Annotated in this window: 14 protein-coding genes; all 14 read left to right on the plus strand. The window is 57.2% G+C overall.

The genetic code is table 11. The features are described from left to right. Nucleotides 1-72: 72 nt before the first annotated feature. The 14 genes from HY868_11365 to HY868_11430 all read left to right on the plus strand — a co-directional run bounded on the left by HY868_11365 (nt 73) and on the right by HY868_11430 (nt 17,581). A complete protein-coding gene (locus tag HY868_11365) occupies nt 73-2,997 on the plus strand; it encodes a HAMP domain-containing protein (GenBank protein ID MBI5302728.1) in 2,925 nt (974 codons plus the stop codon). Nucleotides 2,998-3,087: 90 nt separating this feature from the next. Next, entirely contained in the window at nt 3,088-3,327 is a 240-nt protein-coding gene (locus HY868_11370) for a hypothetical protein (protein ID MBI5302729.1), read from the plus strand. 33 nt (nt 3,328-3,360) lie between these two features. Beyond that, nucleotides 3,361-5,739, plus strand: coding sequence for a hybrid sensor histidine kinase/response regulator (locus HY868_11375; GenBank protein MBI5302730.1), 2,379 nt, complete (start codon nt 3,361-3,363; stop codon nt 5,737-5,739). A gap of 66 nt (nt 5,740-5,805) precedes the next feature. Next, entirely contained in the window at nt 5,806-6,867 is a 1,062-nt protein-coding gene (gene cheB / locus HY868_11380; protein ID MBI5302731.1) for a chemotaxis-specific protein-glutamate methyltransferase CheB, read from the plus strand. An 11-nt stretch (nt 6,868-6,878) separates the two neighbouring features. Continuing rightward, the gene (locus tag HY868_11385; GenBank protein MBI5302732.1) at nt 6,879-7,292 is read left to right on the plus strand and encodes a response regulator; all 414 of its coding nucleotides are present in this window, start codon (nt 6,879-6,881) and stop codon (nt 7,290-7,292) included. A gap of 30 nt (nt 7,293-7,322) precedes the next feature. Then, nucleotides 7,323-9,284, plus strand: coding sequence for a response regulator (locus HY868_11390; GenBank protein ID MBI5302733.1), 1,962 nt, complete (start codon nt 7,323-7,325; stop codon nt 9,282-9,284). 3 nt (nt 9,285-9,287) lie between these two features. Further along, nucleotides 9,288-9,710 (plus strand): response regulator, encoded by a 423-nt coding sequence (locus HY868_11395; GenBank protein ID MBI5302734.1) that lies wholly within the window; start codon nt 9,288-9,290, stop codon nt 9,708-9,710. A 52-nt stretch (nt 9,711-9,762) separates the two neighbouring features. Further along, entirely contained in the window at nt 9,763-10,197 is a 435-nt protein-coding gene (locus HY868_11400; protein ID MBI5302735.1) for a hypothetical protein, read from the plus strand. A 181-nt stretch (nt 10,198-10,378) separates the two neighbouring features. Continuing rightward, on the plus strand, nt 10,379-12,013 hold the full coding sequence (locus HY868_11405) for a ThiF family adenylyltransferase (GenBank protein ID MBI5302736.1): 1,635 nt from the start codon (nt 10,379-10,381) through the stop codon (nt 12,011-12,013). Then, nucleotides 12,010-12,690, plus strand: coding sequence for a hypothetical protein (locus HY868_11410; GenBank protein MBI5302737.1), 681 nt, complete (start codon nt 12,010-12,012; stop codon nt 12,688-12,690). Before HY868_11405 ends, HY868_11410 begins: the two co-directional genes overlap by 4 nt. Before the next feature lie 159 nt (nt 12,691-12,849). Further along, nucleotides 12,850-13,104 (plus strand): hypothetical protein, encoded by a 255-nt coding sequence (locus tag HY868_11415; protein MBI5302738.1) that lies wholly within the window; start codon nt 12,850-12,852, stop codon nt 13,102-13,104. 186 nt (nt 13,105-13,290) lie between these two features. Next, entirely contained in the window at nt 13,291-14,361 is a 1,071-nt protein-coding gene (locus tag HY868_11420) for a response regulator (GenBank protein ID MBI5302739.1), read from the plus strand. Between the two features lie 6 nt (nt 14,362-14,367). Then, on the plus strand, nt 14,368-16,146 hold the full coding sequence (locus HY868_11425) for a type II/IV secretion system ATPase subunit (protein MBI5302740.1): 1,779 nt from the start codon (nt 14,368-14,370) through the stop codon (nt 16,144-16,146). 19 nt (nt 16,147-16,165) lie between these two features. Next, complete coding sequence (locus HY868_11430) at nt 16,166-17,581, plus strand: type II secretion system F family protein (protein MBI5302741.1); 1,416 nt, start codon at nt 16,166-16,168, stop codon at nt 17,579-17,581. Nucleotides 17,582-17,584 lie beyond the last annotated feature (3 nt).

Raw genomic sequence — 17,584 nt, forward strand, 5'->3', positions numbered from 1 at the left:
GAAGGGTCTCGGCGACCCTTCGGGTTTCGGATTCCAAATCTTTTTCTCGACTTGTATGGAAACTAGGTGCTTATGTTGAAACATTTGGATGATCTGAGCTTACAAACAAAGTTGATCGGCATTGCAGTACTATGCGCCTCCGTCATCGCCGTCGGCACGCTCGTCGGCGCGATGGGGATGTACCAGATCAACGACCAAACGCTCCAGATCTACAACCATGACCTGCAAACGTTGCGGCAAGTGGATCAAATCGTCGCGGATATGTATCAGATTCGCGGCGACACGTACAAGTTTATTCTCAACTCGCTGCAACGCGGCGTGACGCAAAAACAAATTGATGCCGTCAGCGCGCAAACGACCGCGGCGCTCACCGCGCTAGAAGCGATGACGCGCGAACGCGACGACCAGGCGTTGATCGGCAACCTCGCCTCTGCCTGGATCAAGTATCAGCGCGCGCTCAAGGATGTGCTCGACAACGCGCAAGCCGGCAAAGAGGGCGCATCCACGTTCAGTATGGACGCGGGCGACGCGCTGACGGCGCAACGCGCGTTCACCTTAGCCGCGGACGCGGTACGCGCCAAGATGCTCGCGCGCGCGGCAAACGCCAAAGCGCACGGTGACATGATCTTCACCGTCGCGAGCGCGCTTGCGTTGGTTGGCGGTGTGCTGGGTGTAGCGATTGTGCTCACGCTCGGCATCGTCATCGCGCGCCGCACAACCGGCGCGGTTGCCCAGACTGTCCAGATGATTCAAGAAATGGGCAAGGGTCAACTCACGCGCCGCTTGCGCCTGCAACGTCGCGACGAAATCGGCGTGCTTGCCGGCACGATGGATCAATTCGCAGACGATTTGCAACATCTCCTAAACCATAATCTCGCGCATATCGCGGAGGGCGATCTGGATATCGCGATCACCGCGTTCAGCGCCCAAGACGAGATCGCCGCGGCGGAAACGCGGATGATCGCGTCGCTGCGCGCGTTGGTGAACGAAATCAACACGCTCAATCACGCCGCGACCGAAGGCAAACTCAACGTGCGCGGCAACGCGCAAAAATTCAACGGCGGCTATCGCCAAGTCGTGCAAGGAATGAACGATACGCTCGATGCCGTGATCGGTCCGTTGAATGTTGCGGCGGAGTATGTGGATCGCATCGCGCAAGGCAACATTCCCGCGAAAATCACCGATCCCTATCGTGGCGATTTCAACGAACTCAAGAACAATCTCAACACCTGCATTGACGCGATTCACGCGCTCGTCGCCGATACCGATCGGCTCAACCAAGCCGCGCTCATCGGTCAGTTCGAAACGCGCGCCGACGCGGCGAAGCACGCCGGTGATTTTCGCAAGATCGTGGATGGCATTAATCGGACGCTCGATACCGTCGTCGAAAAGATATTTTGGTACGAACAACTGCTCGACGCGATTCCGGTTGGAGTTTCGGTGACCGACCTGAATATGAACTATACGTTCGTCAACAAGCCGGTCGAAGAGTTCCTAGGCGCGCGGCGCGCGCAACTCGCCGGCACACGGTGTAAAGACTGGAGCGCCGACATCAGCCAGACCGGTTCGCGCGCGACGTTTCATCAACAGGGCAAGGATTTCCAAGTGGATTCGGCGTACCTCGTCAATCGCCACGGCGAGCGGCTAGGACACGTCGAAGTGATACGCGAGGTGACCGCGACGACGCGTCGCAACGAGTACACGCGTGTCGAACTCGAACGCTTTACCGGCAATATGCGGAAATTCGCGGAAGGCAATCTCGATCTCGATCTGCGCGTTGCGGAACCGGACGAATACACGCGCGGGACGCATGAAAATTACACCAAGCTCAACCATAGTTTGCGCCAAGTGCGTGACTCGGTTGCCATGCTCCTTGCCGATGTGAACGCGCTCTCGCAGTCGGCGGTCGAAGGCAACTTGACCCAGCGCGCGGAGGCGAGCCGGCACGGCGGCGATTTTCGCAAGATCGTCGAAGGCGTGAACGCGACGCTCGACGCGGTGACGCAACCGGTCAACCAGACGAAACAAATTCTCGGCATGATCGCGCAAGGCGACCTCACCGTCAAAATGAACGGACACTATCGCGGCGATTTCGCGTTGTTGGGTGAAAGCATCGAAACGATGGTGGGCGGACTCAACCGTCTCGCGGCGCAATCGCAACTGAGCGCGTCGCACATTGGTTCGGCGGCGTCGCAAATTCTCTCGTCGTCCACGCAAATGGCGGCGAACACGCGCGAGCAAGCGAGCGCGGTGAATCAAGTGACGAGCACAGTCAGGCAAATCAAAGTGTCGGCGGAGCAAGTGGCGCACCGCGCGCAGAGCGTTGCCGCGCAGGCGACACATGCGATGCAAGTCGCCGACAAGGGCACTGCCGCCGTCGAAGAGACGATGGAATGGATGCACGATATTCGCGGCAAGGTCGAAGCGATTGCGGAAAATATCTTGGCGTTGTCCGAACAAACGCAACAGATCGGCGCGATCATTGACACGGTCAGAGATATTGCGGGGCAGTCGAACATTCTCGCGCTCAACGCCGCCATCGAAGCGGCGCAAGCTGGCGAAGCGGGACGCGGCTTTCGCGTCGTCGCGGACGAAGTGCGTAACCTTGCCGAACAATCGCGCCAAGCCGCCGCACAAGTCAAAGTGATCCTGGGTGACATTCAAAAAGCGACGAACCGTGCGGTGATGGCGACGGAGCAAGGCACCAAAGGCGTGAACGTCGGCAGTGAAACCGTGTCGCGCGCCGCGCACACGATCCAGGAATTGACCGACTCGGTGTCCGAATCGGCGCAAGCGGCGCAAGAAATTGTCGCCGGGGTGGAACAGCAAACGATCGGTCTCGACCAAATCGTTGTGGGGATGAACGAGATGACCCAAGCTGCGCAGCAGACCGCGAACGGCGCGGCGCAATCGCAACAAGCCGCGCAAACGCTGACCGACACCGCCGCCGCGTTGCAACAATCGGTTGCGCGCTTTACGGTCGCAAAATCTGGCTAACCCAGGCGAGACCGTGTGACCATGTGCCTGTGGTCATGGGACATTCGGTAAACCAACACCCTATCAACTTGGGCGCGAGAGGAGAGTATAATGAGCGTGTATGAAAGCGTCGTGCAAATTGCGACGCCGTACTTTGAGAATACCGCCAAGACGGAAACATTTCTAGCGCGGCAATGCCGGTCGCATCTCAATTGCGAACCCAGCAATCTAAAAGCGAGCGATCTCTGGAATCTGGCGCACTGGGCGATGATTTCCGGCGGGATGATGATCGGCAAAGAACGCGCTGAAGAGTTGGGTGACAAGATTCGCGACCTACGCAAGACGATGTGACCGATTACGGCATAGCACTCGTGGGAGACAGTTATGTTCAACCTTGATGACGACATCATGCGCCAATTGCGTGCGACCTTCAAAATCGAAGCCGCCGAACATATTCAGGCGATGAACCGCGTCCTCCTCGCGCTCGAACAGAATCCCGAAGAGCAAGAACGCGCCGCGCTCCTCGCGGAAATTTTCCGCGAAGCGCACAGTCTCAAGGGCGCGGCGGGCGCGGCGGATTTTCCCGATGTGGAAAAAACCGCGCACAAGTTGGAAAGCGTATTTGGCGCGGCAAAGACCGGCAAACTCCAATTGACACGCGATTTGTGTGATGTGCTGTACGCCGGGATTGATTCGGTCGGCGAAATTGTCGAAGCGTCACTCGCCGAAAAAGACCACGGACTCGATTTGCCCGCGTTGTACGCGCGGCTCGACGCCGCCGAATGCGGACAAGTGATCCGCGATGCTCCCGCTGCACCCGTGATGCCCGCGCCGGTGATCGCGCCTCTCTCACCGGTTCCCTCGAATGGCGCGTCCGCGCCGACACCGCAAGCCGTGGTCGCACCACTTCCCGCGCCGGCAGAGCAACCGTTCGAATCGCGCGCAATCGCGGAACCGCGCAACAAGCCCGCGCCAGAAAAAGAACGCCGCAAAGCCGGCGTGCACGGTGCGCCCGCAAACGAAGATACGATTCGCGTCGCGACCGGGAAACTCGATTCGTTGATGGCGCGGTCCGGCGAATTGCTCGTCGCCGGTCTCAAGATTGATCAACGTCTGCGCGAGATCGAAGAGACCGGGCACGCGCTCGAAGAGTTGAATCGCGAGTGGCTCAAGGCGCGCGCCGCCAACAGCGCGCTGTTGCACGATGGCAACGAACAAATCAAACCATTGATTCGGCTGATGGATGTCTATCAAGAAAAATTGCGCGCGCTCTCCATCCAGGTCGGCGATCTCAAACGCGGTTTTTCCGGCGATGCGTTGCACTTGGCGCGCGTCACGAACGATCTCGGCGAAGGTGTGATGAAAGTGCGGATGCTCCCGGTCGCGACCGTGTTCGACGCATTTCCGCGCATGGTGCGCGATCTCGCGCGCGACATGGGCAAAGAAGTTGAACTGCGCGTCGAAGGCGCGGAGACCGAACTGGACCGCAAGGTGCTCGAAGAAATCAAAGACCCGGTGATGCACCTGATTCGCAACGCCGTGGATCATGGCATCGAAAAGCCGGACGAACGCGCGCGTGTGGGCAAGCCGACGCAAGGCGTCGTGAATCTGCGTGCGTTCCAAAAAGGCAATAACATCGTCATTCAAGTCGCAGACGACGGCGCGGGTATCAATCGCGATAGAGTAAAACAATCCGCGCTCAAACACGCGGTCATCACGCCCGAACAGGCGCAGGTGTTGAGCGATGACGAAGCGTTAATGCTCATCTTTGCGTCTGGTTTGTCCACTAGCCCGATCATCACCGGCGTTTCTGGACGCGGTGTCGGGATGGATGTGGTGCGGCGCAATGTCGAAGCGTTGCAAGGGCAGGTGGACGTTCACACGGCGCTCGGCAAGGGCACAACATTCGACCTGACTCTGCCACTCACCCTCGCCACGACCCAGGAATTGCTCGTCCAGGTTGCCGACCAAACCTTCGGCATTCCAATCTCGGCGGTCGAGCGGATTCTACGCATCAGTAAAAAAGATATTGCCGCCGTGTCGGGGCGTCGCGCCGTCGTGGTGGACGACGAACCGGTGTCGCTTGTGCCGCTCGCTCAAGTACTCGAACTGCAAAATGACGAGCAACAAGTTAGCACGGACGGCAAGATGCCTATCGTGATCCTGGGATCGGGACGCAAGCGCGTCGCGTTCCTTGTGGATGCGGTCGTCGGTCAACAGGAGAGCGTCGTCAAGAGTCTGGGTAAACAACTGGCGCGCGTGCGAAACGTTGCCGGCGCAACCATCCTGGGTTCCGGCAAAGTGGTGATGACGCTCAACCCGATGGACTTGGTCAAGTCTATTCGCGGCGCGCAGAATCACGCCGTTGCCGCGCCGGCGAAAACGAAAAAGACCAAGCAAGCCGCGATCCTCGTCGTGGATGATTCGCTCAGCACGCGCACACTCGAAAAAAATATTCTCGAAACGGCGGGATATAAAGTGACGGTGGCGACGGATGGCGTCGAAGCGTTGAGCGTGCTCAGTTCCAACGGCGGCTACGATCTCGTCGTCTCCGATGTGTTGATGCCGCGCATGGACGGTTTGCAGTTGACCGCGAGCATCAAAAAAGATCCGAACCTGAAAAAGATTCCAGTCGTGCTCGTCACGTCGCTCGATTCGCAAAAGGATCGCGAGAGCGGCTTGGAAGTGGGCGCAGACGCGTACCTCGTCAAAAGCAATTTCGATCAGAGTAATCTGTTGGACACCGTAGCGCAGTTGATCTAGAAATTGGACATTAGCTAGTGAAGGTTGGAGCGAAATACACTCGATCCAACCAACGAGGACAAACACGTGATTCGCGTATTGATCGTGGATGATTCCGCCGTTTTACGGCAGAGCACCAAATTCATCTTGGAAAGCGATCCCGAACTCAAAGTGGTTGGCGAAGCCGCAAACGGCGCGGATGCCGTGACCCAGGTCGCGCGCTTGAAACCTGATGTGATCACGATGGACCTGCACATGCCCAAGATGGATGGGCTGGAAGCGATTCGTGAAATTATGGCGCAATACCCGGCGCCGATCATCGTGGTTACCGGCGTTGATTTCGAGCGCGAGATCGGCGTTTCCACACAAGCCACCCGGCTGGGCGCGGTGTCGGTGATGCGCCGTCCTGACAGCATCACAAGTGGGGATTACAAATCGTTTGCCGCGCAATTGATTCGCCAGGTCAAGGCGATGAGTTCGGTCAAGGTTGTGCGTCACGCGCGGTCGCTCGGTGTATCGTCGGTGTTGCCAATGGCAAGCAACCCAGGAACGCCGAGATTGGCGGCGGTGGAAAGCGCGCCGGTCAAAACGCAAATTGTCGCAATCGGGTCTTCGACCGGCGGACCGGCGGCGCTCCATCAAGTGTTGCGCGCGATGCCCAAAAATTTTGCGGTGCCGATCTTGATCGTGCAACACATTTCGTTCGGGTTTGTGGACGGCTTGGCATCGTGGCTGAACGACGCGTGCGCGCTCCACGTCCAAGTGGGTCGCGCCGGCGAACGCGTCGAACCGGGCAAGGTGTACATTGCGCCGGATGATCGGCACATGATCGTAGACCGGTTTTCGCGCATCGGATTGAGCGAGAATCCACCCGTCGGCGGACATCGCCCGGCAGTGACCGCGCTGTTTCAATCCGTCGCGCAAGCATTCGGCGCGAGCGCGCTCGCGGTGATTCTCACCGGGATGGGCGCGGACGGCGCGGTGGGCATGAAAGTGTTGCGCGACGCCGGCGGCATCACTCTCGCGCAAGACCAAGCATCGTGCGTGGTGTTTGGAATGCCGAAAGAAGCCATTGCGCTGGGCGCGGTTCGGCACATCGTGCCACTCGATCGAATCGCGCAGAGAATTCAAGAGTTGGTTGTGGTATAGGAGATAAGACGATGATACGCGTTTTGGTGGTGGATGATTCGCCGACCGCGCGCGAAGCGATTTGCGCGATCCTGCGGAGCGAACCGGAAATTCAGGTCGTGGGCGAAGCGGCGGACGGGGCGCAGGGCGTCGAATTGGCGCGGCAACTCAAACCCGATGTGATTACGATGGACATTAATATGCCGCAGATGAACGGCTATGAAGCGACCCGCGCGATCATGGCGAAAATGCCGACGCCGATCGTCGTCGTCACCAGCGTCACACAAAAAGAGCTCATCCATGAAGGTCTCGATATTCTGCTCGCCGGCGCGCTCGAAATCGTGCAAAAGCCGAGCAGTCTCACCGATACGAGTTTCGCTTCTGTCGGCGCGGAATTGATTGCCAAAGTCAAAGCCGTTTCGCAAATCAAGTTTCCGCGTCCGTAGGATCAATGTCGTTCACCCAGGAGTCTGACCATGAACAATCGCATTCTCGTTGTCGACGATAGCCGCACCGAAGCGATGCGCGCGCGCCTGATTTTGGAACGCGCCGGCTATCAAGTCAGTCTTGCCGCCGATGGGAAAGAAGGTCTGGTCAAAGCGACCGTAGAAAAACCGGACGTGATTGTGCTCGACACGGTGATGCCGCAAATGAGCGGCTTGGAAGCGTGCGGTATTCTCAAGATTGATCCTAAGACGAATTCGATTCCGATCATCCTGCTGGTGAGCAATGGCGAAGCCGCCGATCTTCCGTCGGGATCGGGCTTGGACTGTTTGTTGAACAAACCGTACGAACCGAACGCGCTCGTCAGTAAAATTCAATCGCTCACCACCGCGCGCGCGCTTGCGTCCGATTTCGGCGAGGATACAGCGCGTTTGAAAACCGAGTTACAAAACGCGCGCCAGGAAATTCAAGCCGCGCATAAAGCGCGCAGCGATTTTCTCGCAAACATGAGTCACGAACTGCGAACGCCGTTGCACGAAATCATCGGCATGACTGAGTTGATGTTGAGCACGCCGTTGAATATCGAACAGGAAAAATATGTCAACACTGTCAAGCAATCGTCGAACGCGTTGCTCAGTCTCGTCAGCGATGTCATCGAATTCTCCGAACTCGAAGCCGGGCAGCTGGGACTGGAAGAGCAACCGTTCAATCTTAGCGAACCCATCGAACGCACGACCGAGATCATGTCGCCGCGCGCATCGGACAAGGCGCTCGATCTCGCGGCGACCGTGGGCGCGAATGTGCCGCGGCAACTCATCGGCGACGCGAATCGTTTGCGTCAAGTGCTGGCGAATCTGGCGGCGAACGCGATCAAGTTTACCAAGAAAGGCGGCGTCACGATTCGCGTGGATGCCGAAGCGATCCATGATCGCGAGGTAGAACTGCATTGGCGCGTGAGCGATACCGGCATTGGCATTCCCGCCGACCGGCATGAACTCATCTTCGAACCATTTCAACAAGCCGACACTTCGGCGACGCGGCGTTTTGGCGGACTGGGTATGGGACTTGCGCTCGCGAAACAACTTGTCAAACTGATGGGTGGTCACATCTGGGTCGAAAGCGAACTGGGCAAGGGTAGCACGTTCCATTTCACGGTTAAGATGAAAATGCTGGTCCCAGTCGCGCAAGCGCCCGCCGCCTTCGCGACGGGCAAGGGTTGGCTCCGCGCGTTACGGATCCTCGTCGCGGAAGATAGCCCGACGAATCAACTCATCGCGAAATCATCGCTTACCAAAGCCGGGCATACCATCACGCTCGCGTCGAACGGCTTCGAAGCGGTCAAGCAATTTGAATCTTCGCACGCGCCGGACGCGCCGCCGTTCGACCTGGTTCTGATGGATGTCGCGATGCCGGAGATGGATGGACTGGACGCGACGCGTGCGATTCGCGAAAAAGAAAAATCGCTCGGCGGTCATCTCACGATTGTCGCGATGACCGCGTTTGCTACGAAGGAATATCAAACCAAGTGCATTGATGCTGGGATGGATGCGTACGTCACCAAGCCGGTTCGCATCGAAGAATTGAATCGCGTGATCGAACCGTTGCTGACCAAGCCCATCGAAACCCAGCCCGCGCCAGTGGATTTGCGCGAGGCGCTCGAAGTCGTGGGCGAGGACATTGATATTTTGCGCGATGCAGTCGCCTCGTCGCTTGCCGAAGTGCCGGCACAATTACAGATGCTCAAAGACGCGATGTCGAATCAAGACGCGTCGGCGGTCGAAGCCAAGGCGCATCGGCTCAAGGGTGTGATGGCGAACCTGGGTGGTTTGACTGCGCGCGAGGTCGGTCAGCGCCTCGAAACGATGGGCGAGCAAGGCAACCTCGTGGGCGGACACGATGCGGTAGCCGCGTTCGAAAAAGAAATCACGCGCGTGATCGCGTTCTATACGGATCCGGCGTGGGAACAATCCGCGCACGCGCTCGCGGGAGGATAAGGGATGGCGTTTCGAATTTTGTGTGTGGATGACGATCAGCCGCAATTGAGCATCATCTCCGCAGTGCTGCGGAAAGAGGGTTATGAGGTGGATTGTGCGCTCGACGGGAACGAGGGTCTGGTCAAAGCGCGTTCGTTCAAACCAAACCTCATCATCCTGGATGTGATGATGCCGGGCTTGAACGGATACCAGGTCTGCAAACGATTGCAAGCGGATCCGGAGACCGCCAAGATAGGCGTGTTGATGTTGACGGCAAAAGGCGGCGTGGACGATAAATATCGCGAAGCCGGCGATTTTGCTGGCAAGGTCAAGGACCGCATGGCTGGGTTTGAAGTCGGCGCAACCGAGTTCTTGACCAAGCCAATCAAAGCGAAGGAACTCGTTCAGCGCGTCAAAGCCGTGCTCTGGGCGCACGGCAATGAATAAGCAAAACTAGGAACGCTCCAGCGAGCGTTCTGGTTTTCCGAGTCATTGAAACATGGAACTCGCCGAGGCGCTCCGTCGTAAAATCGAGCGCGATGTGGAACAAGCGCAAACTTTTTATCCGATCACGCCGATTCGCAACGCGAACGGGATGATCTGCCGATTGCAATTGGAGATGAGCGGGGCAATCGGCGCGGGCAATCCCGCGCGGATGCACTATGCGCTCTTGATCACGCTGGACGGCTATCCGTTCGTTTGCCCGCGCGCGTGGGTCGAAAAACCGGACGATGCGTTTATCTTTCACATGCAAATATGGCAACCGCGCCCGCCGCTCAATTTGCCGGAAGTGTGCACGAGCGCGGAGTTGGCGTACCAAAAAGATTGGACGGCGCGCCGCATCGCGCCGGGCGAACGAACGATCCTGGGTTTTCTGCGCCAGGTGCTGTTCATGCTCAACAACGAAAACACGCACAGCAAAGCGCGTCCGTGAGACAGCCAAGACGTGTCGTTGCGAGGAGCGTAGCGACGACGCAATCGCCAGATCGCTGATTGGGGATTGCTTCGGACACACTTGCCCTGGCGGGAACGCAAGTGCCAGGGAAAACCGCCCTCGCAATGACAGCATGGCAGAATGATTTGAATGTTCACTCGTAGGTCTTCCGAGATAAACCATGAACTGGGAATTTGAACGCTATAAACGACAACTGGGACTCGTGCATCAACGCCGCGTAATGGATTTGAACATCCTCTTGCTTGGCGATGGTCCCGCCTTGCCGTACGTCGCGACGAATCTCGCGCTGCTCGGCGTCGGCACGCTGACTCTGCCCGCCGCGTCTAGCTGCGTCACCACGCAACAGCGCGCCGGTCAGTTTCTTTTTCGCGCGGAGGATGAAGGCGCGCCGATTTCGGAAACGCTCGCGCGGCGCGTCGCGGAATTGAATCCGCGCATCCACGCGGAGTTCGTCGAGCCGCAACACGCACGCGCGTGCGATGCCGTCGTCGTCACCTCCGATGTGGCGCACGCGTTGCCGTCGAACATTCCGGTGATTTGGGCGGGCGTGACCGATTACGGCATGTTTATCGGCGCGCGTAAACCGCACGCCGCGCCGCTCGCGCCGAATCTCATCACGCCGGCGCTTGCCTCGCTGTGCGGCGCGCTCGCCGCGCAAGAAGTGCTGCGTGTGACGCGTTGCCTTCGTCCCTCCGAGATCGTCAAGTTCTGGGTCACGCTCAACTATGCGTTGCGCGAACCGGCGAACGCGGGACTCGTATTCGCGGTGGACGGTGCGCCGACGGCGTCGTTCAGCGACAAGCCAGATGGCGCGTTGCCGATCTGCCGCGTCCCGGTAAATTTGAACAATGATCTGGTGCGTCTCTTGTTCGAACAATCCACGTTGGGCGAGCCGATTGCGGAGATTTACGATAGCCCGACCGAGTGTTTGTACTATTCGCCGTTCTGGGGCAATCGGCTTGAGAACGATGGCATCGTCGAAGCGCCGATCGCGTTGTCCGCGCCGCACGCGCCGCGCGTCGTGCTCGGCGGGATCGGCGGGCTGGGTACTTGGGTCGCCGCGTTGCTCGCCGTGTCGGATTTCACCGGCGAACTTGTCGTGTTTGACGCCGACACGCAAGTTGAAAATCACAACCTCAATCGCCAGGTGCTGTACGACGATAGCGCGATTGGCGCGCCGAAAGTGCATGCGGCGGCGCGCGCGCTGCGCCGGATCAATCCCGCGCTCACCGTCACCGCGTTGCTCGAAGAGATTCAAGCGACGACAGTGGTCACGCACGCCGAGTTGATGGCGCACGCGAATCTGGCGATCAGTACGTTCGACAACTTTCGCGCGCGCTATGTGTTCAGCGAATGGGCGGCGTTGAGTTTTGTGCCGCTCGTCAATGGCGGGTCAGATGGATTTAACGGTGATGTCGAGGTGATCGAGCCAGCCAAGCACGGCTGTCTGCTTTGTCGTTGGGAGCAAGCGCGCGGGCGCACGGTCGCGCAAACGATGAGTATGGACGAAGCGCATCTCTCGTGCACGCGCGAGGATGCGAACGCGCCGGAAGTCGGCGCGGCGCTCGTCACGACGACCGCCGCGATTGCGAGTTGGCAAACGTTGCTCGCGCTGTTGGCGTTGGCGAAACCAGCTGCGCGCGTGGATCATCACCTGGGTTTCCTGGGCAAAGAGAACGCGGTCGAAAAATGTCGGATCGCGACGCCGTGCCCGGTCCACGAAAAAGGCGCGTGTGAACATCCGCAACGATTTTGGCAGATGCTCGAAGAGACCATTCACGGAGACGATCCATGAAACCGCCGGTCCGAAAATGCGTAATTGATACACGCGTCTATCAAGCCGCCTTGGAATTTGCCGGCAATCTCGAACGCGATGAATGGGGCGGGATTGGCATTGGCACGTACATGAAATCCGGCGAGGCGTATCTCAAGGGAATAGTCTTTCCGCCGCAATATCGGAGCAACTCGGCGTACTGCGCGTTCGAGATGAAATATCTCGCGCTGCTCAAATTCGCGCTCGGTGACCTGGGAATTTTTCCCCAAGTCACGATGATTGCCTGGGTGCATTCGCATCCGGGGCACGGCATTTTTCTTTCGGATATTGATCGGGAAACGTTTGGCGATCTGTTGAGCGAGAACGAACGCCTGCTCGCGCTCGTCATCGAACCGGTTCAGCGCGAGATCGGCGCGTTCATCGGAGTGCAAGCCAACGAGCAAGTTCCGATCCCGGTCGAACAACGCGAACTGGGGTTGAGCGAAGATCAGCGCATCCGTTTGAGCGTGCTCGAAAGTATGTTGCCTGAAATGCCCAAGGTCATCGTGCCGCCGCTGCCCAGTACGTTCTCGGCGCACGCCGCGCTCGAAGTGGCGTACACGCTTTCGGAAAAAGTGGTACGTCTGCGTCGGTGGCTCGCCATCTCGGAGCGGGCGCGCGGAGTGGAGCAAGCCCAACTAAGCGATGAGCCGGCGTAGAGTTGAGTTGCCCAAACATCTCTCTTGTCGAGTACTATGTACGTTAAGAAAATGATTTGGAATTTCAGATTTGGTCGAGACGTTCGCGAAGCGTGCAACGTCTCGACCAAATCCAATTCTAATATCAAACCTCAACATCTATAGTTCAGGAGCATCGCGATGTCAACCAAAAATGTTCAAGTCTATGTGTACTTTGCGTGGAAAGATAATCACGTCACTATCCAGGTAGACGAGAATCAAACCGTGCGGAGCGCGTTACGCTGGGTGTTGCCGCAAGGCGTCAACATTGATTCGATTGAAAATGCGATTGACGAGACCGGTTTGAACGTGATTGACCAACACGGCGCAAACCTCCACGATGGAATGAAAATCACCGTTAGCCGCAACAAGGTGTACCAGGGCGGCGCGCGATAGGATTCGAGTCCTTAAGTAACTTGTACTATTGTTTGACGCAATCACGCACGTTATACTATTCCTAACACAACGCGGAGAAGGTTCGCCGCGCTCGCTGACGCGTGACGGCAGGAACGATTCGAGAGGTCGAGCGATTCAATCCCACGCTATCGCGCGACCTCTGATTATTTCGGATAAACTAGCGTTATGGCAACCAAGAAGAAGAAAATTCTACTGATCGAGAATGATTTGCAGTTGGTCGAATTGGCGCGCTATCCGTTGGAAGAGGACGGCAATGCTGTCATCGCGTCCACGGATGGTCCTGCCGGTTTGCGCGCCGCGCGGCGCGAACAACCCGACCTTGTGCTCGTAGATTTCAAATTGCCTTCGCAAAAAGGCAATGACGTTGCCAAGGCGCTCCGCAAAGACCCCGCGACGGAACACATCCGCATCGTGATGATCGCGGACGAGAGTCAACTCGAAAATCTCGAAATCGGTCCGGGATCGTCCGTTGACGATTTTCTGATCAAGCCCTTTGCGCCGGCTGAACTCATCACCAAGATCAAGCCCCTGCTCAAGAGCGACGACGACCTCAAGAGCAAACTGATTTCCACCGGCAACTATGACCTCGACAACAAAATGGGCGGCGGCGTGCCGTTCGGTTCGCTCACGTTGATCGAAGGCGATTCGGGTGCGGGCAAGTCCGTGCTTTCGCAACAAATGATGTACGGTTGTTTGGTAGACGGACTCAAACTGTCGCTCTTTTCGAGCGAGAACACGGTCAAGAGTCTGGTCAAACAGATGCGTAGTTTGAACATGGACATTCTCGATTACCTCTTGCTCGACAAACTTCGCATCTTTCCGATCGAGACGGCGCGTCTCGGTCGTGAAGCGCCGCCGACCCTGCTCAAAGCCATGAAAAACGAAAAAGGGCGCGAGATGATTTTGGTGGACTCGCTCACCTCTTCGATTCCAAACTCGTCCGATAAAGAAGTGCTGGGATTTTTCGAAGACAGTAAACGCATGTGCGCGGAAGGCACGACCGTCATGGTCATCATTCACACGCATGGTCTCACGCGCGAGTTGCTCACCCGCTTGCGTTCATTGTGCGACGCGCACTTGCAACTCCGCACCGAAGAAGTGGGCAACAAACTCGTCAAGACGCTCGAAGTGACCAAGGTGCGCGGCGCGGAGCAAACGACTGGCAACATTATCAGTTTCGAAGTCGAACCCGGTTGGGGCATTCGGGTCATTCCGATCAACAAAGCCAAAGGATAAACCATTATGGGTGGTCGTGTCGTTTTGCCGTTCGAACAGCCCAATGATATTCAGTGCGATCACGGAACGCGTTGTCCGATCAACGCGGTTTCCAAAGCCCTGCGTAAAGCGTGCGAGGAAAATCCGACGCTGTTTGACTATCTCCATTGGCTGCCGATGGACCAAGTCGGCGTGCCGGAATTTTATCCCAAACTCTCGCGCGATATGTCGAGTTTGGAACAGCGCAACCTCATCTATCCGATCAAGGAAGGATTGTACGTCCATATCTTTCCCGACCCTAAAGGTGAACGTGATAGGTATATTCCCATCGAACCGCACCTCGTCGTCAATCTCGACGAGATCATCCCACAACTCGAAGTAAAATTGCTCGACTATGTGGAAAAGATCGGCGCGGCGGAAACGACCGATGATAAACGCGCGGCATTGCTCGAAGCGATTGACAAGAGTACATTCGTAGACCCTCTGGCGTTGGTGAAACGACAAGCCGCCGCGACTGCCGCGGCAAACGCCAAGTCGAATGGCAACGGCAACGGCAAATCGAACGGCAAAGACAATTTCACACACCTGGGCAAGGTGATCGTGACGCCGCGCGAGATGGAGGCGCTCAAGTACTTGCTCTTGCGCGATAAAATCGGTTTCGGCTTGCTTGCCCCGTTCCTGCTCGATACCTACATCGAAGATATATCGTGCAGCGGCGTTGGTTTCATTTTCATCGAGCACAAAATTTTCAAAAGCATCCAAGCCGCGATCAACTTTGCGACCGAAGACGATGTGGACGACTTTGTAATTTGGATGGGCGAGTGGATCAAGCGCCCCGTCACCGTTCGCAATCCGATCGTGGACGCGGTGCTTCCCGACGGCTCGCGTATCAATATCGTCTATGGCACGGACGTGAGCAAGCGCGGCAGCAACTTTACGATCCGTAAATTTTCCGACGTGCCGGTCAGCATCACCGAGTTGATCGAGTTCGGGACGATGGATTACATGATGGCGGCGTATCTCTCGTTCGTCCTCGAAGAAGGCATGAACATGTTCGTTTGCGGCGCGACCGCGTCCGGCAAGACGACGACGATGAACGCGATCACCACGTTCATTCGTTCCGACAAAAAAATCGTCAGCATCGAAGACACACCGGAGTTGCAAGTGCCGCACAAGAACTGGATCCGCGAGACGACGCGCGGTTCGGGTAAAGAGCACACTGGCTCCGAAGTCGGCATGTTCGATCTGCTGAAAGCCGCGCTGCGGCAACGCCCCGACCGCATCATCGTGGGCGAGATCCGCGGTGAAGAAGGCGCGATCGCGTTTCAAGCGATGCAGACCGGTCACGGCGTCATGTCCACCTTCCACGCGGCGTCGGTGGAGAAACTGATTCAACGTTTGACCGGCGATCCGATCAACATTCCGAAATCGTACGTGGATATTCTCGACGTGGTGCTGATCCAAGCCGCGGTCAAAATCGCCGGGCGCGGCATGGCGCGGCGTGTAACCAGCATCAACGAAATCGTCGGCTATGACCCGCCCTCGGAAAGTTTTTCGTTCATCGAAACGTTCAAGTGGAATCCCGCGACGGACACGTTCGACTTTCCGGGCTTTATGAACAGTTACTTGCTCGAAGAAAAAGTCGCGCTCAAGCGCGGTATTCCGCCCTTCAAGAAAAAAGTCATCTACACCGAACTCAAACGCCGCGCCAAAATTTTACAACGTTTGCACGTCGAAAGAAAGTTGAAGAATTTCTATGACGTCTTCGCCGTCCTCGCCGAAGCACAGCGCCAGGGACTACTTTGAGGAAATCAGTCCCTTCGACATGTTCTATCAATTGACTTATATGTCTGCCACCGCGACGGCGGGCGTTTCGCGCAGCAAGGTGTTCGAATTGGCGCGCAAACTCCCGTGCACGCCGGCGCGCTTTTTCAAAGAAGTGGACGAGATCGTCACGAATATGCGCTTTAATTATCCCGACGCGGTGCAGATGGTGGGCGAGCGCGCCAAGACGGAAGAAGTGAAAACATTTTTGCTCCGCCTCTCCGATGCATTGCGCTCCGGCGAACCGCTTCCTGGGTTTCTCACGCGCGAAGCTGGTGTGCTGGGTGAGCAGTACGGCAACGATTACGAAACAAAACTCGAGAGTCTGAAGAAATGGACCGACGCGTACACTTCGGTCACCGTGTCTGCCGCACTCATCGTGATCATGATTATGGTCTCGACAATGATCTATTCGATGAGTCCCATCACGATGGCAGGCATGATTATCGTTTCGATTGGCGGCGCGTTCGCCGTCGCGTGGATTATGCTCCGCACGTCGCCACAAGAAGTGCTCGACGTGGCGCTTCACAAAGGATCCAAGCAACAAAAGCTAACGCTGACACTAGCGCGCGTTCTGATTCCGTTCAGTATCCTCGTGCCAGTCGCGCTGGTCTATTTTCTGAACCTCAACAAGGGGTGGGCATTGATTGCCTTTGGTCTCATTGTCACGCCGATTGGTCTTGTGTACAATCAATCGCAAGGCAAGACTCAGCGCAAAGACCGTGAGATCAGTGATTTCCTGCGCTCGGTTGGCGGCGCGGCAACCTCGCGGGGCACGACGCTCAAAGAAGCGATTGCGACGTTGCGGTTCGAATCGTTCCCGACGCTCAAGCCGGATATTCGGATGTTGGATTTGCGCTTGAAAGCATTCGGCAAACCGCGCTTGTGCTGGGATATGTTCGCGACGGAAACGGGCAGTAAACTTGCCGAGCAAGCGACTGGTGTATTTACTGAAGCGGTGGGCTTGGGCGGCGACCCCGAACGCGCCGGCATTTTGACCAGCCAATTCGCGATGAAGACCGCGATGTTGCGCGAGAAACGCCGGGGCGTTGCGGCAACCTTCGCGTGGCTCATCATCGTGATGCACGGTGTGATGTCCGCGTTGATGGTCTTTCTGCTAGGGATTCTAGCGCAGTTCACCGTGCGGATGGAAGCGGTCATGCGGGACGCCGGTGGCACGAGCGCGTTATCGAGTATGGGCTTGGGCGGGATGTTCCAGTTCAACGCCGCGCAGATCAATTTTCTGACCGATATGATTTTGGGCATGACGTTTATGCTCGCATTCGTCAACGCATTCGCGGTCGTCGCGAGTGAAGGCTCGCACATCATCAAGACCATTTTCTACGCGGGAATTCTGCTGATCATTTCCGGCGCTCTGGTTCTTGTTGGTCCGTCGCTTGTCAAGTTGGTGATTTAGCGT

It is taken from the genome of Chloroflexota bacterium, assembly GCA_016219275.1.
GTDB lineage: Bacteria > Chloroflexota > Anaerolineae > UBA4142 > UBA4142 > JACRBM01.